At 61.0% G+C, this 19,717-nt stretch carries 19 protein-coding genes; 6 read left to right on the forward strand and 13 right to left on the reverse strand.

The annotated features are described in order from the left end of the window. Positions 1-117: 117 nt before the first annotated feature. The 5 genes from HX792_RS05205 (at position 118) to HX792_RS05225 (ending at position 3,616) form a co-directional block, all read left to right on the forward strand. The gene (locus tag HX792_RS05205) at positions 118-1,611 is read left to right on the forward strand and encodes an RNA polymerase factor sigma-54 (RefSeq protein WP_176995080.1); all 1,494 of its coding nucleotides are present in this window, start codon (positions 118-120) and stop codon (positions 1,609-1,611) included. A 75-nt stretch (positions 1,612-1,686) separates the two neighbouring features. Beyond that, positions 1,687-1,992, forward strand: a complete 306-nt coding sequence (gene hpf, locus HX792_RS05210; protein ID WP_003171804.1) for a ribosome hibernation-promoting factor, HPF/YfiA family — start codon at positions 1,687-1,689, stop codon at positions 1,990-1,992. 10 nt (positions 1,993-2,002) lie between these two features. After that, on the forward strand, positions 2,003-2,467 hold the full coding sequence (ptsN, locus tag HX792_RS05215) for a PTS IIA-like nitrogen regulatory protein PtsN (protein ID WP_048723965.1): 465 nt from the start codon (positions 2,003-2,005) through the stop codon (positions 2,465-2,467). 2 nt (positions 2,468-2,469) lie between these two features. Further along, entirely contained in the window at positions 2,470-3,327 is an 858-nt protein-coding gene (gene rapZ, locus HX792_RS05220; RefSeq protein ID WP_176995081.1) for an RNase adapter RapZ, read from the forward strand. A gap of 16 nt (positions 3,328-3,343) precedes the next feature. Beyond that, the gene (locus HX792_RS05225; protein ID WP_010213120.1) at positions 3,344-3,616 is read left to right on the forward strand and encodes an HPr family phosphocarrier protein; all 273 of its coding nucleotides are present in this window, start codon (positions 3,344-3,346) and stop codon (positions 3,614-3,616) included. Between the two features lie 106 nt (positions 3,617-3,722). On the opposite strand, the gene HX792_RS05230 is transcribed toward HX792_RS05225, so the two are convergent. From HX792_RS05230 to pmbA, 6 genes are all read right to left on the reverse strand, one after another. Further along, positions 3,723-4,616 carry a ZIP family metal transporter gene (locus HX792_RS05230; protein WP_176995082.1) on the reverse strand — a complete coding sequence of 298 codons (894 nt, stop codon included), beginning with the start codon at positions 4,614-4,616 and terminating at the stop codon, positions 3,723-3,725. Between the two features lie 32 nt (positions 4,617-4,648). After that, complete coding sequence (locus HX792_RS05235) at positions 4,649-5,260, reverse strand: superoxide dismutase (protein WP_176995083.1); 612 nt, start codon at positions 5,258-5,260, stop codon at positions 4,649-4,651. 1 nt (position 5,261) lies between these two features. Further along, positions 5,262-5,705: a hypothetical protein gene (locus HX792_RS05240; protein ID WP_176995084.1), complete on the reverse strand. Its 444-nt coding sequence runs from the start codon at positions 5,703-5,705 to the stop codon at positions 5,262-5,264. A gap of 27 nt (positions 5,706-5,732) precedes the next feature. After that, a complete protein-coding gene (locus HX792_RS05245) occupies positions 5,733-7,109 on the reverse strand; it encodes an aspartate ammonia-lyase (protein WP_176995085.1) in 1,377 nt (458 codons plus the stop codon). Continuing rightward, a complete protein-coding gene (locus HX792_RS05250) occupies positions 7,102-7,497 on the reverse strand; it encodes a FagA protein (protein WP_176995086.1) in 396 nt (131 codons plus the stop codon). The genes HX792_RS05245 and HX792_RS05250 overlap by 8 nt, the downstream gene beginning before the upstream one ends. Positions 7,498-7,644: 147 nt before the next feature. Beyond that, the gene (gene pmbA / locus HX792_RS05255) at positions 7,645-8,991 is read right to left on the reverse strand and encodes a metalloprotease PmbA (RefSeq protein ID WP_176995087.1); all 1,347 of its coding nucleotides are present in this window, start codon (positions 8,989-8,991) and stop codon (positions 7,645-7,647) included. Positions 8,992-9,099: 108 nt separating this feature from the next. Here pmbA and yjgA point away from each other — a divergent pair, with 108 nt between their 5' ends. Then, positions 9,100-9,621 (forward strand): ribosome biogenesis factor YjgA, encoded by a 522-nt coding sequence (yjgA, locus tag HX792_RS05260; RefSeq protein WP_176995088.1) that lies wholly within the window; start codon positions 9,100-9,102, stop codon positions 9,619-9,621. Positions 9,622-9,667: 46 nt separating this feature from the next. On the opposite strand, the gene tldD is transcribed toward yjgA, so the two are convergent. The 7 genes from tldD to mreC form a co-directional block, all read right to left on the reverse strand. Beyond that, positions 9,668-11,110, reverse strand: coding sequence for a metalloprotease TldD (gene tldD, locus HX792_RS05265; RefSeq protein WP_017529090.1), 1,443 nt, complete (start codon positions 11,108-11,110; stop codon positions 9,668-9,670). 16 nt (positions 11,111-11,126) lie between these two features. Beyond that, on the reverse strand, positions 11,127-11,975 hold the full coding sequence (locus tag HX792_RS05270; RefSeq protein WP_176995089.1) for a carbon-nitrogen hydrolase family protein: 849 nt from the start codon (positions 11,973-11,975) through the stop codon (positions 11,127-11,129). 48 nt (positions 11,976-12,023) lie between these two features. Next, the gene (locus HX792_RS05275) at positions 12,024-15,839 is read right to left on the reverse strand and encodes a YhdP family protein (protein ID WP_176995090.1); all 3,816 of its coding nucleotides are present in this window, start codon (positions 15,837-15,839) and stop codon (positions 12,024-12,026) included. 75 nt (positions 15,840-15,914) lie between these two features. After that, positions 15,915-17,372 carry a ribonuclease G gene (gene rng / locus HX792_RS05280; protein ID WP_010213134.1) on the reverse strand — a complete coding sequence of 486 codons (1,458 nt, stop codon included), beginning with the start codon at positions 17,370-17,372 and terminating at the stop codon, positions 15,915-15,917. A 70-nt stretch (positions 17,373-17,442) separates the two neighbouring features. Further along, positions 17,443-18,039: a nucleoside triphosphate pyrophosphatase gene (locus HX792_RS05285; protein WP_176995091.1), complete on the reverse strand. Its 597-nt coding sequence runs from the start codon at positions 18,037-18,039 to the stop codon at positions 17,443-17,445. 51 nt (positions 18,040-18,090) lie between these two features. Then, complete coding sequence (gene mreD, locus HX792_RS05290) at positions 18,091-18,579, reverse strand: rod shape-determining protein MreD (RefSeq protein ID WP_003171788.1); 489 nt, start codon at positions 18,577-18,579, stop codon at positions 18,091-18,093. Continuing rightward, the gene (gene mreC / locus HX792_RS05295) at positions 18,579-19,679 is read right to left on the reverse strand and encodes a rod shape-determining protein MreC (protein WP_176995254.1); all 1,101 of its coding nucleotides are present in this window, start codon (positions 19,677-19,679) and stop codon (positions 18,579-18,581) included. Before mreC ends, mreD begins: the two co-directional genes overlap by 1 nt. Positions 19,680-19,717: the final 38 nt, after the last annotated feature.

The raw sequence follows: 19,717 nt of genomic DNA on the forward strand, positions 1-19,717 counted from the left end.
TACCGCGCTCTAGGCAAAGCCCCCGATATCAGGCATATAATTTGCTTATGTTTGGCGCTCACGCGCCCTGTCGTGGATGGCGCATTGCGCCGGCGAATAAGGTGTTAAGCCCCTGCCATGAAACCATCGCTAGTCCTGAGAATGGGCCAGCAGCTGACGATGACACCGCAGCTGCAACAGGCCATCCGCCTGCTCCAATTGTCCACACTGGACCTGCAACAGGAAATCCAGGAGGCCCTGGAGTCCAATCCGATGCTCGAACGCCAGGAAGAAGGCGACGACTTCGATAATGCAGACCCGCTGGCCGACAACATCGAGCAAAAACCCAATTCCGACGTGCAGGAACCCTCCTATCAGGAAACCGCCCCGACGGTGGACAACCTGGAGGACGGCGAATGGAACGAACGCATTCCCAACGAACTTCCCGTGGACACCGCCTGGGAAGACGTCTACCAGACCAGCGCCAGTAGCCTGCCGAGCAATGATGATGACGAGTGGGACTTCACCACCCGCACGTCCGCCGGCGAGAGCCTGCAGAGCCATCTGCTGTGGCAACTGAACCTGGCGCCGATGTCCGACACCGATCGCCTGATCGCCGTGACCCTGATCGACTGCATCAATAACCAGGGTTATCTAGACGAGACGCTTGAAGAGATTCTTGAAGCCTTCGATCCGGAACTGGACATTGAACTGGACGAAATCGAAGCCGTCCTGCACCGCATCCAGCAATTCGAGCCAGCAGGCATCGGCGCCCGCACCCTCAGCGAGTGCCTGCTGCTGCAACTGCGCCAGCTTCCGGCCAAGACGCCCTGGCTCGCCGAAGCCCAACGCCTGGTCAATGACTACATCGACCTGCTGGGCAGCCGCGACTACAGCCAGCTGATGCGTCGTATGAAGCTCAAGGAAGACGACCTGCGCCAGGTCATCGAGCTGGTGCAGAGCCTCAACCCGCGCCCAGGTTCGCAAATCGAGTCCAGCGAAGCCGAATACGTCGTCCCTGATGTGATTGTGCGCAAGGACAACGAGCGCTGGCTGGTGGAGCTCAACCAGGAATCGGTGCCACGCCTGCGCGTCAACCCGCAGTACGCCGGTTTTGTACGCCGCGCCGACACCAGCGCCGACAACACCTTCATGCGCAACCAGTTGCAGGAAGCACGCTGGTTCATCAAGAGCCTGCAAAGCCGCAACGAAACCCTGATGAAGGTTGCCACCCAGATCGTCGAGCACCAGCGCGGCTTCCTGGAATACGGTGACGAGGCGATGAAGCCCCTCGTGCTGCACGACATCGCCGAGGCGGTGGGCATGCATGAATCGACGATTTCCCGGGTGACCACGCAGAAATTCATGCATACCCCACGGGGTATTTATGAGCTGAAATACTTTTTCTCCAGCCACGTCAGCACCTCCGAAGGCGGTGAATGCTCGTCCACGGCGATTCGCGCGATCATCAAAAAACTGGTTGCCGCGGAAAATCAGAAAAAGCCATTGAGTGACAGTAAGATCGCTGGTTTACTGGAGGCACAAGGCATTCAGGTCGCCCGTCGAACCGTCGCCAAGTACCGCGAATCCCTTGGGATCGCGCCTTCCAGCGAGCGTAAGCGTTTGATGTGACGGGCGGGCCACAGCGTTCCAGTGGCAGGCACCCCGGCCTGCCGCTTTATGCACTGGCAACGAAGGAGAAGCTGTATGCAAGTCAACATCAGTGGACACCAGCTGGAAGTCACCAAACCCCTGCGTGAATACACCGAGAGCAAGCTGAACAAGCTGGCAGGGCATTTTGACAAGATCACCAACGTGCAGGTCATCATGGAGGTCGATAAGCTCAAGCAGAAAATCGAGGCCACCCTGCACGTACCGAATGCAAAGCTCGTCGCCAATGCGGAACATGAAGACATGTACGCGGCGATCGACTCGCTCTACGACAAGCTGGACCGCCAACTCATAAAGCATAAGGAAAAGAATCTGCACCTGATGCAAGGTACAGGTCGTTAACTCTCCCCCCATGATCCGACTTGAAACCATCCTGACCCCCGGCCGTTCCCTCGTGAACGTGCCGGGCGGCAGTAAAAAGCGCGCCCTCGAACAAATTGCCAACCTGATCGGCCGCGAAGTGCCCGAGCTGGATACGCAAGCTGTGTATGAGGCGCTTATCGCCCGTGAAAAACTCGGTTCTACCGGTTTTGGCAACGGCATTGCCATTCCTCACTGCCGCCTGCAAGGCTGTGAATCCCCGGTGAGCGCCCTGCTCCACCTGGATGCTCCCATCGATTTCGATGCCATCGACGGCGCCCCGGTCGACCTGCTGTTCGTTCTGCTGGTCCCGCAAGCCGCCACCGATGCGCACCTGGAACTGCTTCGGCAGATCGCCAGCATGCTTGACCGCAAGGAAGTACGCGACAAACTGCGCAGCGCCAGCAGCAACGAGGCGCTCTACCAGGTTGTCCTGGATGAACAGAACGGGCAGTAATCATGCGTTTGATCATCGTCAGCGGCCGCTCCGGCTCGGGTAAAAGCACCGCCCTCAATGTTCTTGAGGACAACGGCTTCTATTGCATCGACAACCTGCCGGCCGGCTTGCTGCCAGAGCTGGCGGAACGCGCGCTGATCCACACCGAACTGGCCCAGCCCCTCGTCGCCGTTTCGATCGATGCCCGCAACCTGCCCAGCCACCTTGAGCGTTTTCCGCTGCTGCTCGAGGAAGTGCGGGCCAAGCATATTCACTGCGATGTGCTGTACCTGGACGCCGACGAAGAGACCCTGCTCAAGCGCTTTTCCGAGACCCGTCGACGGCACCCCCTCAGCAGCCCCCATCGCTCCCTGGCAGAAGCCATCGAGGATGAAACCAAGCTGCTGGGCCCGATCATTGACCTCGCCGACCTCAAGATCAATACCACCAGCCTCAACCTGTACCAGTTGCGTGACGCAATCAAATTGCGCCTGCTCAACCAGCCAGAACCGGGTACTGCGTTTCTCGTGGAGTCGTTTGGCTTCAAGCGCGGCATGCCAGTAGATGCCGACCTGGTGTTCGACGTGCGCTGCCTGCCCAACCCCTACTGGAAGCCGGAACTGCGCGAACAGTCCGGGCTGGACCAGCCGGTAGCCGAATACCTGGCCGCGCAGCCGGATGTTGAAGAGATGTTCCAGGATATCTCCAGCTACCTGCTCAAGTGGCTGCCCCGCTTTGCCGCGAGCAATCGCGCGTATGTCACCATTGCCATTGGCTGCACCGGTGGCCACCACCGCTCCGTCTACCTGACTGAACGCCTGGGCCAGGTGCTGCAAAAAACCCTCAAGAACGTCCAGGTCCGCCACCGCGACCTTAGCTGAAAGGAACACCTGCGCGATGCCCGCTCTGGAAATTGAAATCATCAACAAGCTGGGCCTGCACGCCCGTGCCTCAGCCAAATTCGTCGGCGTGGCCGGGCAGTTCCCCTGCCAGATCCGCGCCGGGCGCACGCCGGAGTCCATGGTCGACGGCAAGAGCATCATGGCCATGATGATGTTGGCGGCAGGCAAAGGCACCAAGATTCATCTGAAGACAGAAGGTGAACAGGAAGACGAAGCCATGGCCGCACTGGTGGCACTGATCAACAACTACTTCGACGAAGGCGAATAGCCCCATCCCTTTGTAGGCGCCCGGCTTGCCGGCGATGAGGCCCTTGACTCAGGTGCCGGACTTGAGGACGCCATCGCCGGCAAGCCGGGCTCCTACGGAAAGCGGTTTATCCCAGAGCTGTGTCCATCACCATCATCAAGCAAAAGCCGATGCACAAGCCCAGGCTGGCGAGTTTTTCGTGCCCATTGCGCCGCGACTCCGGAATGACCTCGTGGGTCACCACCAGCAACATCGCACCCGCAGCCAACGCCAAGCCAAGCGGCAACAACACCTCGGCCAGGCTGACCAGCCAGGCGCAGAGCACGGCGAACACCGGCTCCACCAAACCTGACGCCGCGCCGATCAAGAACGCCCTGACCCGCGACATCCCCGCCCCGGCCAATACCAACGCAATCACCAGTCCTTCGGGCACATCCTGCAGGGCTATGCCCATGGCCAGGCTGTCCGCATCCGGCATACCACCGCCCGCCGAGACGCCAACAGCCATGCCTTCCGGGATGTTGTGGGCAATGATTGCAAACACGAATAGCCAGATGCGCGGGGGAATCACAGGGTTATCCGGTGTGCCCACCAGCATTTCCGGGCTTGCGCCGGAGACCTTGCGGTCGACCAGGTACAACCCGAAGGCGCCCAGCATGATGCCGAAGCTGATCAACCCACTGGCGCCCCAAGGCGAAAGCCCCAGGCTTTCAGCTGCGGTAATACCCGGCACGATCAGCGAAAACGCTGTGGCAGCGAGCATCACACCCGCGCCAAAACCCAACAAGGTATCGCTGAGCGCGACGGGCATCCGGCGAATCACCAACACCGGCACCGCACCCAATGCAGTGCCGAGCGCGCAAATCGCCCCGCCCTGCAGTGCCCGCAGAATGCGCGGTTCGAGATCCAGCCAGGCCAGCCCGTGAGCCACCAGCAATGCAGTACCTGCCAACAGCAGCAGCGAGCCAAACGCATAACGAAACATCCGCCCGCTGCTGATCGCCAGTGTTTCAGTGCCCATAGTCGGCCTTAGATCTTGTTATTGGATGAATTTCAGGCCAACGCGGCCTGGTAGCGTGCGGCGACTTCCGGCCAGTTGATGACGCTGTAGAAGGCGTTGATGTATTCGGGGCGACGGTTCTGGTAGAGCAGGTAATAGGCGTGTTCCCAGACGTCGAGACCCAGGATCGGCGTGTTACCGCTCATCAACGGACTGTCCTGGTTGCCGCTGCTTTCCACCACCAGGGTCTTTTGCGGGGTGACGCTCAGCCACGCCCAGCCGCTGCCGAAACGGGTCAGGGCGGCCTTGGTGAAGGCTTCCTTGAAGCTGTCAAAACCACCCAGTTGCTCATCGATGGCCTTGCCCAACGCGCCCTCTGGCTTGCCGCCGCCTTTTGGCGACATCACGGCCCAAAACAGCGAGTGGTTGGCATGGCCACCGCCTTGGTTGATGACCGCAGCCCGCAGTTTTTCCGGTAATTGCTGCACGCTGGACACCAGCCGCTCTACCGGCCAACCCGCAAACTCAGTGCCCTCGACCGCCGCGTTGAGGTTGTTGATGTAGGTCTGGTGATGTTTGGTGTAGTGAATCTCCATGGTCTGCGCATCGATATGCGGCTCAAGGGCGTCGTAGGCATAAGGCAAGGCTGGCAACGTGTAAGTCATATCAATGAGCTCCGTAATAAGGACTGTTGCGGGTCGACGCATCCGTTTGCGCCGCAGTGCCGCCCAGCAAGCGATGGGTACGCGGGTACTCACCGTGATCGCTGATGAAATTCAACAACTCGACGTAGGTCTTGCTGCTCTGACGCAGGGCTGCTTTGCGCAATTGCGGGCTCAGCCGCGGGTCCTGCATGGTCTGAAGCAGGCGCTGGTGGATAGCGCACAGGTATTCCGCGCTCTCCTCCGGCTGGTTCAGGCGCAAATGCAGGTCCGCCAGGTTGTGATGGGAAATGACGCAAGCCGCCACTGCTTCGTCGGCATCCGCCCAGCGCTCGAATAACACTTGAGCCAGCGCCAGGGCTTGCAAATAGGCCTCCCGAGCGTCGACCAATTCGCCCGCCATAAAGCAGCGATTGGCCCGTTCGATCGTGCGTTTCCAGTGCTCCATGGTGAGCCTCCAAAGCAGGGTCGGTGGTTACACGCCGCCAGCGGTGAGCTTTTCCGGGTCCAGCAGGACCTCCAGCTGGCTGCGCGGCAAGTCGGTGTGCTCGAGGGCGACATCAATCACAGGGCGGCCCTGTTGATAGGCCTTCTTGGCGATTTCAGCGGCCTTTTGATAACCAATGATCGGGTTGAGTGCAGTGACCAGGATCGGATTACGCGACAGCGCTTCCTTGAGCTTGCCTTCGTTGACCTTGAAGCTGGCGATGGCTTTGTCTGCCAGCAAGCGACTGGCGTTGGCCAGCAATTCAAGGCTGCCGAGCAGGTTCTGGGCGATGATCGGCAGCATCACGTTGAGCTCGAAGTTGCCTGACTGGCCGGCGACGGTGATCACCGTGTCATTGCCAATCACTTGCGCGGCCACCATGGCGGTCGCCTCCGGGATCACCGGGTTGACCTTGCCGGGCATGATCGAAGAGCCAGGTTGCAGGCCCTCCAGCTCGATTTCGCCCAGGCCCGCCAGTGGACCGGAGTTCATCCAGCGCAGGTCATTGGCGATTTTCATCAATGAGACCGCAGTGGCCTTCAGTTGACCGGACACGGCAACGGCGGTGTCCTGGGAGCCAATCAGTGCAAACAGGTTTTTGCCCGGGGTGAATTTCACGCCGGTGAGATGGCTCAGTTGCTGGCTGAAGCGCGCGGCGAACTCAGGGTGCGCGTTGATCCCGGTGCCCACTGCCGTGCCACCTTGAGCCAATGCCTGCAGGCTCGGCAGCAAGTCCTGCAAATGGCCGATATTGGCCTTCAGTTGCTGCGCCCAGCCATTGAGCACCTGGCTCATGCGCACCGGCATGGCATCCATCAGGTGGGTGCGACCGGTCTTGATGAACGGGTGAACCTCTTCGGCCTTCTGTTCGATCACCTGCACCAGGTGCAGCAGGGCCGGCAGAGTTTGCTCGTGCAGGACCAAAGCAGCGCTGACGTGAATCGTGGTCGGGATGATGTCGTTGCTGCTCTGGCCACAGTTGACGTGGTCATTGGGGTTGACCGCCTCACCGAGCAAACGGCTGGCGAGGGTAGCAATCACCTCGTTGGCGTTCATGTTGGAGCTGGTGCCGGAGCCGGTCTGGAAGATATCTACTGGGAAATGCGGCATGAAGTCGCCTTCGAGCAAGCCCTGGGCGGCATCGACGATGGCCTTGCCCTGCCCTTCGCTGATCTGCTTGAGGTCGACGTTGACCTTGGCGGCCGCTGCCTTGGCCAGGATGAGCGCGCGAATGAATTGCGCCGGCATACGCTGATGACTGATCGGGAAATTGTTCACTGCGCGCTGGGTTTGCGCACCATACAAGGCCTCGGCCGGCACTTGCAGTTCGCCCATGCTGTCGCGTTCGATACGGGTGTTACTCATCGTTAGATCCTTGCACCAGGTCGGAGTGAGAAATAGACGGCAGCAATTCGCAGGTTGCCAATTGCCAGGCAAAGGTCTGCCAGCGCTTGAGGCGGCAGGCACAGAGGGAGAGTTTTTCCAGGTCGCGCAGAGGGCGCCAAGCCTGATCCAAACACAGGGATCGCCAGTGCCAGGGCAGCGCGATATCGGTGGCGGTGTCGATCAGAAGACGGAACGAGGTTTCGGCAATCGACCACGGATGGGTCGCCGTGCAGCACGCCAGGTATCGCCCCTCATTGAGGTAATGTTCGATCAGGCGAGGTTCATTGGGGTCGAGGCCGCAGCGAATCTGACGACTCATCCAGCGCCAGCTTTCCAGGTACGGATCCTCATGCAGGACAGAACTCATGATCCACACTCACTCGGTAATGATATTTATTATTAAATGATATTGAGAATCAAAACAAGAGTGGCACTTTAATCGGACTGAAACGCAGCCATGAAAAAAGGCGCGCCCTCTGCAAGATGGCGCGCCTTTTGGTTTAGCGTGTGAGGATCAACTGCCGGCGACGGTCATCCGCTCAATCAACACAGAGCCCGTGCGAATGTTGCTGCGCAGCTCCAGGTCATTACCCACGGCGACGATCTGCTTGAACATGTCGCGCATGTTGCCGGCGATGGTCACTTCCTGGACGGCGAACTGAATCTCACCGTTCTCCACCCAGAAACCCGCCGCGCCACGGGAGTAATCACCGGTGACCATATTCAGGCCGTGGCCCATCAGTTCAGTCACCAGCAGCCCACGCCCCATCTTCCGGAGCAGCGCGGCCTGATCTTCATCGCCATGGGTCACGAACAGGTTGTGCACGCCACCCGAGTTGGCAGTGCTTGGCAGGCCGAGTTTGCGGCCTGCGTAAGTCCCCAGTACGTAGGACACCAATTCACCTTTCTCGACGAACGGCTTGGCATAAGTCGCCAGGCCATCACCGTCAAACGCCGAGCTGCCCATGGCGCGCATCAAATGCGGACGCTCATCGATGGTCAGCCACTCCGGAAACAGCTTCTGGCCGATGGCCCCTTCCAGGAAGGAAGACTTGCGGTAAAGGTTCCCACCGGAAATCGCCCCCAGGAAACTCCCGAACAGCCCGCCCGCCAGCTCCGCCGAAAACAGCACCGGCACTTCACAGGTGGGCACCGGGCGCGCGCCCAGGCGGCTCGCGGCACGCTGTGCAGCGCGCTGGCCAATGCTGGCGGGATCGGCCAGCAGTTCGCCCTGGCGGTTCACGTCATACCAATAATCACGCTGCATCTGGCCATTGGCCTCGGCGATCATCACGCAGCTCAAGCTGTGACGGGTGGACGCATAACCACCGATAAACCCATGGCTATTGCCATAAACACGGCAACCCTGATGCGTGCTCAACGTGGTGCCATCGGCGTTCTTGATGCGGGCATCAGCGTCGAACGCCGCCGCTTCACAGGCCAGCGCCTGTTCGATGGCCTGCTCCGGCGTAATGTCCCACGCGTGGAACAGATCAAAATCCTTCAGGTCTTTCGCCATCAACGCCTTGTCGGCCAGGCCCGAGCTTTCATCTTCGGAGGTGTGCTTGGCGATCGCCAACGCGGCCGCGACGGTCTCGCGGATCGCCTCCGGGCCGCTGGCCGAGGTACTGGCCGAGCCTTTGCGTTGCCCTACATACAAGGTGATGCCAAAGCCCTGGTCGCGGTTGAACTCAACGGTTTCCACTTCCCGCTGACGCACTGAAGTCGACAGCCCCTGCTCCAGCGACACCGCCACTTCACAGGCACTCGCCCCCTGGCGCTTGGCCTCGGCAAGGATCTGCTCGACTTGTTCCTGCAGTGCCGGTAACGCTTGCGGACCGACGCTTTGGGCTGCACTCATGGTTTTCTCCACTCAAATTCTGCTTTCGGTTAAGGCCATCGAGCGACCGGGCCGGACAAGCGGCCCCCGACTGGTTATCATGGCGGCGTTTCTTTGCGGACTGCCACCATGGTTGATTCTTACGACGACTCCCTCGATGGGGAGAAAAGCAAATCCCAGGTCAAACGCGAGCTGCATGCTCTGGTTGACCTCGGCGAGCGCCTTACAACGCTCAAGAAGGATTTGATTGCAAAACTGCCACTGACCGACGAAATGCGCCGGGCCCTGGCCGATGCACCCAAGCACACCGCGAATATCGCGCGTAAACGTCACATCGCGTTTATCGGCCGGCTGATGCGTGATCAGGACACTGACGCCATTCTCGCCTTGCTCGATCAAACCGATGCCTCCACCCGCCAGTACAACGAACGCTTCCACAACCTGGAACGTTGGCGTGACCGCCTGATCGCGGGCGATGACGCCGTGCTGGAGAAATTCGTGGCCGAGTACCCGGACGCGGACCGCCAGCAACTGCGCTCCCTGATCCGTCAGGCTCAACACGAACTGGCGCATAACAAGGCGCCGGCCACCAGCCGTAAAATCTTCAAGTACATCCGTGAGCTGGACGAGACCCAACGCGGCCTGCGTTGATCCCTTCCCCGGGTGGCGATCGTCGCCACCCGAAGCTCCCCCTTTCTTACGAACCCGTGCCACCCACGGTGATCGCATCAATTTTCAGCGTCGGCTGGCCAACACCCACCGGCACCGACTGCCCATCCTTCCCGCACGTACCCACGCCGCTGTCCAGCGACAGGTCGTTACCGACCATCGACACCTTGCTCATGGCCTCCGGCCCGTTGCCAATCAACGTCGCCCCTTTGACCGGCGCGGTAATCTTGCCGTCTTCGATCAAGTACGCCTCGCTGGTGGAGAACACGAACTTGCCGCTGGTGATGTCCACCTGGCCACCACCGAGGTTGGCGCAGTAGATACCGCGCTTTACCGAGGCAATGATTTCAGCCGGGTCGCTTTCGCCGCCGAGCATGTAGGTGTTGGTCATGCGTGGCATCGGCAGGTGCGCGTAAGACTCGCGGCGACCGTTACCGGTACGCGCCACGCCCATCAGGCGGGCATTGAGCTTGTCTTGCATGTAGCCCTTGAGCACGCCGTTTTCGATCAGCGTGGTGCATTCGGTGGGCGTACCTTCATCGTCGACGCTCAGCGAACCACGGCGACCTGCGAGGGTGCCGTCATCGACAATGGTGCACAGCTTGGACGCGACCATTTCACCCATGCGCCCGCTATAAGCCGAACTGCCCTTGCGGTTGAAGTCACCTTCCAGGCCATGGCCAACGGCTTCGTGCAGCAGCACGCCGGACCAGCCCGAACCCAACACCACCGGCAACGTGCCCGCTGGCGCCGGAATGGCTTCGAGGTTCACCAACGCCTGGCGCAGCGCCTCACGGGCGTAGCCCATGGCACGATCCTCGGCGAGGAAATAACGGTAGTCGGTACGCCCACCGCCGCCGTGGCCACCGCGCTCGCGACGGCCGTTCTGCTCGACGATCACGCTGACGTTGAAGCGCACCAGCGGCCGCACATCCGCCGCCAACCCACCATCGGTGGACGCCACCAGGATGCGTTCCCACACCCCGGCCATGCTCACGGTGACTTGCTGGATACGCGGGTCGAGGGCACGCGTGGCGGCGTCGACACGCTTGAGCAGCTCGACCTTCTCGGCACGGCTGATCACTTCCAGGGGGTTATCCGGCGCATACAACTGGGCCACGTCCTGGGTACTGAACGCCTGCACCGTGCCATTTTGACCGGCACGGGAGATCGACCGCGCAGCGCGTGCCGCCAGGCCCAAGGCTTCCAGGGTGATCGCGTTGCTGTAGGCAAAACCGGTTTTCTCACCGGATTGCGCACGCACGCCCACACCCTGGTCGAGGTTGAAACTGCCTTCCTTGACGATGCCGTCTTCCAGGGCCCAGGACTCGGAGATCTGCCCCTGGAAATACAGGTCGGCCGCGTCGATACCGGGCCCGGCCAGATCGCCAAGCACGGTTTGCAAACTTTCGATGGTCACGCCACCGGGTGCCAGGAGGTGTTCACTGACTGAGGACAACAACTCGCTCATAGGTTTGGCCTTAAATTCATCGTTCTGAAGCAGGCCGCTGTGCGCCCTGCGAGAAAAAGCGCCGATGGTTGACCACCGGCATGCGCGCCCGTATCGACGCCTGTTCACTGCTGTCGCGTTCGGCCAACAACACCGCTTCGCCTCTATCCTGTTGTGCCAGCACACGCCCCCAAGGGTCGACAATCGCCGCATGCCCATGGGTTTCCCGTGGGCCCGGGTGCACACCACCCTGCGCCGCTGCCAGCAGGTAGCACTGGGTCTCGATGGCCCGCGCACGGATCAGCACGTCCCAATGCGCAGCGCCCGTCACCGCCGTAAAGGCCGAAGGTGCGGTAATCAATTCGGCTCCGGCTGCACGCAATTCGCTGTACAGCTCCGGGAAGCGCAAGTCGTAGCACACCGTCAGGCCCAATCGCCCCACCGGAGTGTCCGCCACCACCACGTTGCCACCAAAAGCATAGTCGTCGGATTCCCGATAACGACCCCGAAAATCGGCGACGTCGACATCGAACAGGTGCAGCTTGTCGTAACGGGCGACGATTTCGCCATAATCATCGACCAGCAGCGAGCAGGCATTGGACTTGGCGTTCGGCTGGTCCTTGGGCGGCAGCGGTAAAGTGCCGGCCACTATCCATAAGGTGAGGTCACGGGCGGTCTGTTTCAACCATGGCAGGATCGGGCCCTCGCCCAGGGCTTCGGCGCGGCCGATATCGGCCACGTCGCGACGGCCCATAGCGGCGAAGTTCTCCGGCAGCACTGCCAGCTTCGCCCCACCGGCCGCCGCTTGCTCCAGCAAACGCCGAGCCTGGGCCAGGTTGGCCAGCACATCGCTCTGGCTGACCATTTGAATTACCGCAAAGGACATGGGCCGACACTCCGTAAAAGGCATGGGGCCATGCTACTCCACAGGCTCTCAGTTTGGCTTTTCAAAAGGCTTGTCGAAGGTGATTTTTGGATCCTTCCAAGGGCCTTCCACTTTGTACTGCACGCTGGCGAAGCGCGAAACACGGTCACCGATCAGCTTGTCGATCAGGAACAACGCACCACCGATGGCGGGCGCCCCCACAATCAATGCGGCAATTGGCAGGTTGTTGGTGACTGGCAGGGTCACCAGCAATTTAGCGTCAACGCGGTCGGCCACCAGGTCCAGTGTGCCGTTGAGTTCAAGATTGGTCGACGGGCCCGTCATGGTGATGGGCTCACGCGTCACGAACACGCCATTGCTGGCCGCCAGCAGGCCTTTGACCCGGTCATAGCTCAAGCCCTTGCCGAGCAAGTCCGAGAAATCGAGGCGCAGGCGGCGACCGATGGAGTTGAAGTTGAGCAAGCCAAACACTCGCAGGGCCTGCGCCCCGCCTTCCACTTCAACGAACTGCCCTTTGCGGAATGCGGCGTCGAGGCTACCGGAGAAACGCTTCGGCCCGACCCAGGCCGGTGAACCCGGCCAGCGGCCATCCACGTCCAAGTGGAAGTCCTCACTGGTCACCGTTGGAGCAAAGCCCCAGCCCTTGAGGACATCGGCGATGTTCTTGCCGTCCAGACGCCCCTTGTACCAACTGCCGCTGCTGCTTGGCGCACCTTCCCAGCCACCGGCGCCCTTGAGCTGCATGCCCTTGAGCCCCAGGTCCAGGTTATTGAAGGCCAGGCCCTTGGCGGTGGGCCGGATCTTCAACGACCAAGCGCCGACCAGGTCGGGCCCCTGGAACAGTTGGTCGATGGCGATATCCAGCGCCGGAATATCTTTCGGATCGATGTCGGCCAAGGGGTCCGGCGCGTTTTCGTCGGCCTGCACCGTCGGGTCCACGGCCGGCAGCTTCACGTACTGCAGGTTGATGGCGATCGGTGCGCCCTTGGCATCCGGTAGGTTGACCGTGCCCTTGGCCTGCTGGCTGTCCAACTGCAAGCCCCAGGCGGCCGGCTTGCGATCGAGCAGCAGGTTGACCTGATCGAACTGGGTGCCAAAGCCGGTGAGCTTGCCCACCTTGAAGTCGGCGCCGCTGAGCAATTGCTTGGCGCTGCCGCCCGGGTCATTGCCGGCGTAGCGATCAATCAGCTTCTTCCAGGGATCGATATCCAGCTCCGACAACACACCGCGAATACGCAGACCCTTGGCCGCCGGCAATACCGCATCGCCATCACCCAGGAACAACTCGCCGCGGCCGTCGTTAAACTTGTCCGGCGGCGAAGCAAAGGTGAAGTTCGCCAGCTCGCCGTAATCGAACCAGTAGCGCCGCTCGGCGCCCTGCAACGTCATGCGGAACACGCTGTCGCGGCCCTGGCTGGCAGGCATGCCAAAGGGCGCTGGCAGGTCAACGGCCACACCCTTCATGTTGGAGCTGACCATCAACTGGCTGTCGGCACCGTCCAGGGTGAGCTGCAATTGGTACGGAATATCACCCGACACCGGCAATGGCTGGCTGATCTTCAACCAGTCAGTCAATCGCTTGACCGTGACCTGGCCCTTGGCAGCCACGCGGGTGCTGAGATTGCCCGGCTTGCCATCGGCAAAGATCTGCGCAGTGATCGGTCGGTCGAATGCCTGGGCCGTGATGTTCTGACCGCTCAAGCCCTTGGCGCTGTCAAAACGGAAGTCACCCTTGAGCTGGGTCAGGTCTAGGGTCGGCTCCGCCAGCTGCAGGCGCGACTTGTCGGTCTGGAAGTCCACCACGATCTTCGGCTCGGTGCCCTTGGCCAAAGGCACGTCCAGGTCCAGCTTGCCCTGCAGGTCGCCCTCACCCTTCCAGCCGGCAAAGGTCGACGCCGTACCAATCGGCGCCTCCTGAAGAATCTTCAGGCCATCGCCCAAGCCACCGGAAAACCCGCCCGTCAGCAGCAGATGGCTGTCTTTGCCGGCGGGTGCGTGGGGAATATTGACGTAGACATCCTTGACCTTGGTGTCGAGCAACTGGCCCTTGCTGGCCAGGATGCGCACGCCGCTCTCCTCGACGAACACTTCGCCGTTGACCTTGCTCACATGGGGCCAGCCTGGCTGGAACGCCAGTTCGGCGTCATGCACCTTGAAAAACAGGCTGATATTGCGCGCGGCCGGCAGCGCGTCGTGGTTCAGCGAGCCCTGGTACTGGAAGAACCCCTGGTCCACAGCGCCCTTGAGAATCGCCGTACGCAGCCATTCATCCAACGACGGGCTGAGGACGGCTGGCAGGTACTTGGGCGTGAAACGGCCATCGCCATCGACCATGCCGACCCGCAGGTCCATGTAGTCTTCCTGGTCATGGTCAAAATGCAGGCGGATCAGGAAGTCGGCGGCCACCTTGCCTTCTTCACCCAATACCTTGATATACGGCGCGATCAGGGTGAAGCCTTCCTTGTCCAGCTTCCAGGTCAGGCGCGCATTGGCCTGGATGTATTGCCAAGGCTTGGCGAAAATCGGAAACAGATGCAGGGAAAAGTCCTTGCTGTCCATGCGCAACTCGCCATGGCCCAGGTCACCGCTGATGCTGCCGGACACGTTACGCGCCGCAGGGGCGCCGAAGTAGGCATCAAAGCCCACCCGCTCAAGGTTGGCGGCAAAGCTGACCTTCTGGTCGGTACTGTCCTGCGGGCGAAAATCCACCAGCACGTTACGCAGCAAACCCGTGGCCTTGAGGTGTTCGATGGTCTTGGCAAAGCCCTCTGGCAGTGGCGCCAGGGCATTTAGCAAGGGAGTAATCGGGGTCAGGTCGAGGCGATCGGCCTGCAGCTTCCAGACCTCCTGGTCCTTATCGGTAGCCAGGGTCTGCTGCAGTTGCACGCGCGACTCCCAGCGGGTGTCCCCCAGGTTCATCGCCAGCGAATCCAGCAACACTTTCAAGCCTGTGTCACTGCGTTGCAGGTAGGCGGTGAGGGCGAGGTTTTCAATGTGGACCGGCTTGCGGTCGGCGTAGCTGCCCTTCACCTGGGGTGAGTTCAGACGTACTACGGCACTTTGCACAGTGCCCTTGGCCCAGGTCAGCCAGAACTCGCCGCCTGCCTTGAACTGGGTAAGTTTCCATTGCTGGGTCAGCTTGGCCGGAACCCATTTGGCCCAATCGCTCTGCGGCAAGCTGAGGTAGGCCTGCACCTCTGCATCTTTCCATTGGCTGGCGCGTATGCGCGTGCGCAGGCTCACGGCCAGCGGCTGGCCGTCCGGCAGGGTCAGGCGGGCGTCGAGGCGCTGGCGGGTCATGCCGGTGTGCAGGCTCATGCCGACATAAGTCAGGGTCATGGGGGCCTGGTCGAACGGCTGCAAGGTCACCTGGCTATCGAGCAACGACACGCGCTTGATCATTTGCATGCGCTTGAGCAGTTGCTCAGGGTCGAGCGGCTGGTCGTCCTGCACCGGCAAGCCTTGCAGCGCCCAGTGGCCGTCCTTGTCTTCCTTCACGCTCAGTTGCAGGCCGCTGACTTCCAGATGGGCGATACGCACTTCGCGCGCCATCAGGCTGGCCCACATGTCCGGCACCACTTCGACCTGATCCAGGCGCAAGGCACTGCTGCCCTCGCCCAGCATCACGTCGTGGGCCAGCAACACCGGGGCAAAACCGCTCCAGCGCCCTTCGAGGCTGCCGATGTGCAAGGGCATATCCACCGCAGCCTGGGCCTTGGCTTCGATTTCGGCGCGGTACTCGGCCACCAGTGGGGTCAATTCACGCCCCAGGCTCACGTACACCGCCGCCAACACCAGCAGCAACGCACAGAGGCCCAGGCCCCAACGGGTCAAAGCGGCAAAAAAGCGTATCAGACGCTCCATGTCAGGCGACCCTCAAGGCAGTAGTCGGACGGCAGATCAAGGTCTGCCGGTCTCGTGGAAGTAAGCGAATGGGGATCAGAGCAGCACCACGTCGTATTGTTCCTGGGAATACATGGTTTCGACCTGAAAGCGTATCGTGCGCCCGATAAACCCTTCCAGCTCGGCAACGTTACCGGACTCTTCATCCAGCAACCGATCTACCACTTTCTGGTTAGCGAGCACCCGATAACCCTCGGCCTGGTAGGCTCGCGCCTCACGCAGGATTTCCCGGAAAATCTCGTAGCAAACGGTTTCCGGAGTCTTCAATTTACCGCGGCCCTGGCAGCTGCTGCACGGTTCGCACAGGACCTGCTCCAGGCTTTCGCGGGTGCGCTTGCGGGTCATCTGCACCAGGCCCAGCTCGGTGATGCCGATGATGTTGGTCTTGGCGTGATCACGTTCCAACTGCTTCTCGAGCGTACGCAGCACCTGGCGCTGGTGCTCTTCATCTTCCATGTCGATGAAGTCGATGATGATGATGCCGCCCAGGTTACGCAGGCGCAGCTGGCGAGCAATCGCAGTCGCCGCTTCGAGGTTGGTCTTGAAGATGGTCTCTTCCAGGTTGCGGTGCCCCACGAACGCGCCCGTATTGACGTCGATGGTAGTCATGGCCTCGGCCGGGTCTACCACCAAATAGCCGCCAGACTTGAGCGGCACCTTGCGTTCCAGGGCTTTCTGGATTTCGTCTTCGACGCCATACAGGTCGAAGATCGGCCGTTCGCCCGGGTAATGTTCCAGGCGGTCGGCAATTTCCGGCATCAGCTCGGCGACAAATTGCGTGGTGCGCTGGAAGGTTTCCCGCGAGTCGATGCGAATTTTCTCGATCTTGGGGCTGACCAGATCGCGCAGGGTGCGCAAGGCCAGGCCCAGGTCTTCATAGATCACGCTGGGCGCGCCGATGGTCTTGATCTGCGCACCAATCTGGTCCCACAAGCGCCGCAGGTAGCGGATGTCCATGAGGATTTCATCGGCGCCGGCACCTTCGGCGGCCGTACGCAGGATAAACCCACCGGCTTCCTTGATGCCTTCGGCGGCCACGCAGTCGCTGACCACTTTTTTAAGGCGTTCGCGTTCAGCTTCGTCTTCGATCTTCAGCGAAATTCCGACGTGGGCGGTGCGCGGCATGTACACCAGGTAGCGCGAGGGAATCGACAGTTGCGTCGTCAGCCGCGCCCCCTTGGAACCGATGGGGTCCTTGGTGACTTGTACCACCAGGCTCTGCCCTTCGTGCACCAGGGCGCTGATGCTTTCTACCGCAGGGCCTTCACGCAAGGAGATTTCCGAAGCATGGATAAACGCGGCACGGTCCAGGCCGATATCAACGAATGCCGCCTGCATGCCCGGCAAGACGCGCACGACTTTGCCTTTGTAGATGTTGCCAACGATCCCGCGCTTCTGGGTGCGCTCAACGTGCACTTCTTGCAGAACACCGTTTTCTACCACCGCCACGCGTGATTCCATCGGCGTGATATTGATCAGAATCTCTTCACTCATGGCTGGGTCTCGTTCAGGCGTTTTCACAATAGTGACCGATCGCTAAAGGCTTGGCGCTGGAATACGGCGTTCAACGCACGGTAAGGTTTTGCCAACAGGGTATGCCGAATTGGCCGAGCAGTTGCGCGGTTTCACACACGGGCAGGCCGACCACGGCGGAATAACTACCGTTGAGCCCAGCCACAAACACCGATCCCAGGCCCTGGATAGCATAGCCGCCCGCCTTGTCCTGGGGTTCGCCACTGTGCCAGTAGGTTGTAGCCTCTTCGACAGAAATACCGCGAAACCGTACACGACTGCTTACACAAACAGTTTCGCTACGCCGGCCATCAGTCAGGGCTATGGCGGTGAGGACTTCATGTTCACGCCCCGCCAACGCCATCAACATGGCCAGGGCATCCGCTTGATCCACAGGCTTGCCGAGGATCTTCCCATCAACGATGACGGCTGTATCAGCGCCCAGCGCGCAAGCGCCGGAGGTGTTTTCGAGCGCAGCAAAACCCGCCGCCGCCTTGCCGCGCGCAAGGCGCTCGACGTAGGCAACAGCAGGCTCGTTTGTGAGAGGAGTTTCATCAATAGCGGCGCTGACCACGGTGAAGGGCACACCGATCTGGGTCAGCAGTTCACGCCGTCTCGGAGAGCCCGAGGCCAGATAAAGCGAATTCATTCCAGACTCTCCCTGTAGGGTTCGATAACCAGGCAGAGCCTCGCAATCCATTCAATTGATCTTATAGCGACGACGTAACCCACGCAGGCCAAAACTGATCCAGGGCCACAGCAGCGCACTGACCAGCGCCGGCAATACCAGCGCCAGCGTTGGCTGACGGTTACCCGTCAAGGCACTCAGCCAGAGCTGCACCAACTGCGCCAGGCCGAAGATCACCAGGATCACCAGGCACTGCTGCCACATCGGAAACATGCGCAACCGTTGTTGCAACGACAGCACCAGAAAGGTGATCAGCGTGAGGATCAACGCGTTCTGCCCCAGCAAGGTGCCATAGAGCACATCTTCCGCCAAGCCCAGGAACATCGCCGTGACCATGCCGACCTTGTGCGGCAGGTTCAGCGACCAGAACGCCAGCAGCAGCGCCAGCCAGAGCGGTCGCAGGATTTCCATGAATTGTGGCAGTGGCGAAACGCTGAGCAGCAAGCCAATGGCAAAGGTCAGCCAGACGATCCAGCCGTTGCGCGAATGAGTACCGGCCATTATTCCTCCCTCTGCCGTGTGGTTGCCGGGGCGGTCGTCGCAGGCCTGGCCGCAGGCGCCGCGGCCGGTGGCTTGGTCGCTGCCGGTTTAGCCGCACGTGTACTGTGAGCCGCAGGCTTGGCGGGAGTGGCTACGGGTGCCGCCGCAGCAGGTGCGGGCGCAGGCGGCCCCACGAATGCCGGCTTTGGCACGGTTGCAGGCACGATCGGCGCAACACCGTTTTGCTTGTCTTCCGCTTCCTGGGCCTGGGCGGCGTCATTGGCTCGCTCTTCAGGCGTACGGTTGTCGCTGAACACCAGCAGCAGGTAGCGGCTGCGGTTCAAGGCCGCCGTCGGTACGGCACGCACGATGGCGAAGGGCTGGCCGGAATCGTGGATCACTTCCTTGACCGTCGCCACCGGGTAGCCGGCCGGAAAACGCTGACCAAGGCCGGAGCTGACCAGCAGGTCGCCTTCCTTGATATCCGCCGTGTCCGCCACGTGGCGCAACTCCAGGCGTTCCGGGTTGCCGGTACCGCTGGCAATCGCACGCAAGCCGTTGCGGTTCACTTGCACCGGGATGCTGTGGGTGGTGTCCGTCAGCAGCAGAACCCGCGAGGTGTAGGGCATCAGCTCCACCACCTGGCCCATCAGGCCACGCGCATCGAGCACCGGCTGGCCGAGGACCACGCCGTCACGTTCACCCTTGTTGATGATGATGCGATGGGTAAAGGGGTTGGGGTCCATGCCGATCAGCTCGGCCACTTCGACCTTCTCGTTGACCAACGCGGAAGAATTGAGCAACTCGCGCAGCCGAACGTTCTGCTCGGTGAGGGCCGCCAGCTTTTGCATGCGCCCCTGCAGCAGCAGGTTTTCGGTCTTGAGTTTTTCGTTCTCGGCAACCAGCTCGGTGCGGCTGCCGAATTGGCTGGCCACGCCCTGGTAGAGACGTTGCGGCAGGTCGGTGATCCAGTAAGTCTGCATCAACACCAGCGACATCTGGCTGCGCACGGGCTTGAGCAGTGCAAAGCGGGCATCGACCACCATCAGCGCGACCGAAAGCACGACCAGCACCAGCAGGCGCACGCCCAATGAGGGGCCTTTGGCGAAAAGCGGTTTAATAAGCCGCTCCTCCCAGGCAAATGTTCTCTTTATTCATA

The sequence above is a fragment of the Pseudomonas sp. B6002 genome (genome assembly GCF_013385985.1).
Classification (GTDB): domain Bacteria; phylum Pseudomonadota; class Gammaproteobacteria; order Pseudomonadales; family Pseudomonadaceae; genus Aquipseudomonas.

What these genes read in the sequence shown, in the direction of transcription:
- HX792_RS05205 (WP_176995080.1), top strand. Translation starts at nt 118, where the DNA reads ATGAAACCATCGCTAGTCCTGAGAATGGGCCAGCAGCTGACGATGACA.
- hpf (WP_003171804.1), top strand. Translation starts at nt 1,687, where the DNA reads ATGCAAGTCAACATCAGTGGACACCAGCTGGAAGTCACCAAACCCCTG.
- ptsN (WP_048723965.1), top strand. Translation starts at nt 2,003, where the DNA reads ATGATCCGACTTGAAACCATCCTGACCCCCGGCCGTTCCCTCGTGAAC.
- rapZ (WP_176995081.1), top strand. Translation starts at nt 2,470, where the DNA reads ATGCGTTTGATCATCGTCAGCGGCCGCTCCGGCTCGGGTAAAAGCACC.
- HX792_RS05225 (WP_010213120.1), top strand. Translation starts at nt 3,344, where the DNA reads ATGCCCGCTCTGGAAATTGAAATCATCAACAAGCTGGGCCTGCACGCC.
- HX792_RS05230 (WP_176995082.1), bottom strand. Translation starts at nt 4,616, where the DNA reads ATGGGCACTGAAACACTGGCGATCAGCAGCGGGCGGATGTTTCGTTAT.
- HX792_RS05235 (WP_176995083.1), bottom strand. Translation starts at nt 5,260, where the DNA reads ATGACTTACACGTTGCCAGCCTTGCCTTATGCCTACGACGCCCTTGAG.
- HX792_RS05240 (WP_176995084.1), bottom strand. Translation starts at nt 5,705, where the DNA reads ATGGAGCACTGGAAACGCACGATCGAACGGGCCAATCGCTGCTTTATG.
- HX792_RS05245 (WP_176995085.1), bottom strand. Translation starts at nt 7,109, where the DNA reads ATGAGTAACACCCGTATCGAACGCGACAGCATGGGCGAACTGCAAGTG.
- HX792_RS05250 (WP_176995086.1), bottom strand. Translation starts at nt 7,497, where the DNA reads ATGAGTTCTGTCCTGCATGAGGATCCGTACCTGGAAAGCTGGCGCTGG.
- pmbA (WP_176995087.1), bottom strand. Translation starts at nt 8,991, where the DNA reads ATGAGTGCAGCCCAAAGCGTCGGTCCGCAAGCGTTACCGGCACTGCAG.
- yjgA (WP_176995088.1), top strand. Translation starts at nt 9,100, where the DNA reads ATGGTTGATTCTTACGACGACTCCCTCGATGGGGAGAAAAGCAAATCC.
- tldD (WP_017529090.1), bottom strand. Translation starts at nt 11,110, where the DNA reads ATGAGCGAGTTGTTGTCCTCAGTCAGTGAACACCTCCTGGCACCCGGT.
- HX792_RS05270 (WP_176995089.1), bottom strand. Translation starts at nt 11,975, where the DNA reads ATGTCCTTTGCGGTAATTCAAATGGTCAGCCAGAGCGATGTGCTGGCC.
- HX792_RS05275 (WP_176995090.1), bottom strand. Translation starts at nt 15,839, where the DNA reads ATGGAGCGTCTGATACGCTTTTTTGCCGCTTTGACCCGTTGGGGCCTG.
- rng (WP_010213134.1), bottom strand. Translation starts at nt 17,372, where the DNA reads ATGAGTGAAGAGATTCTGATCAATATCACGCCGATGGAATCACGCGTG.
- HX792_RS05285 (WP_176995091.1), bottom strand. Translation starts at nt 18,039, where the DNA reads ATGAATTCGCTTTATCTGGCCTCGGGCTCTCCGAGACGGCGTGAACTG.
- mreD (WP_003171788.1), bottom strand. Translation starts at nt 18,579, where the DNA reads ATGGCCGGTACTCATTCGCGCAACGGCTGGATCGTCTGGCTGACCTTT.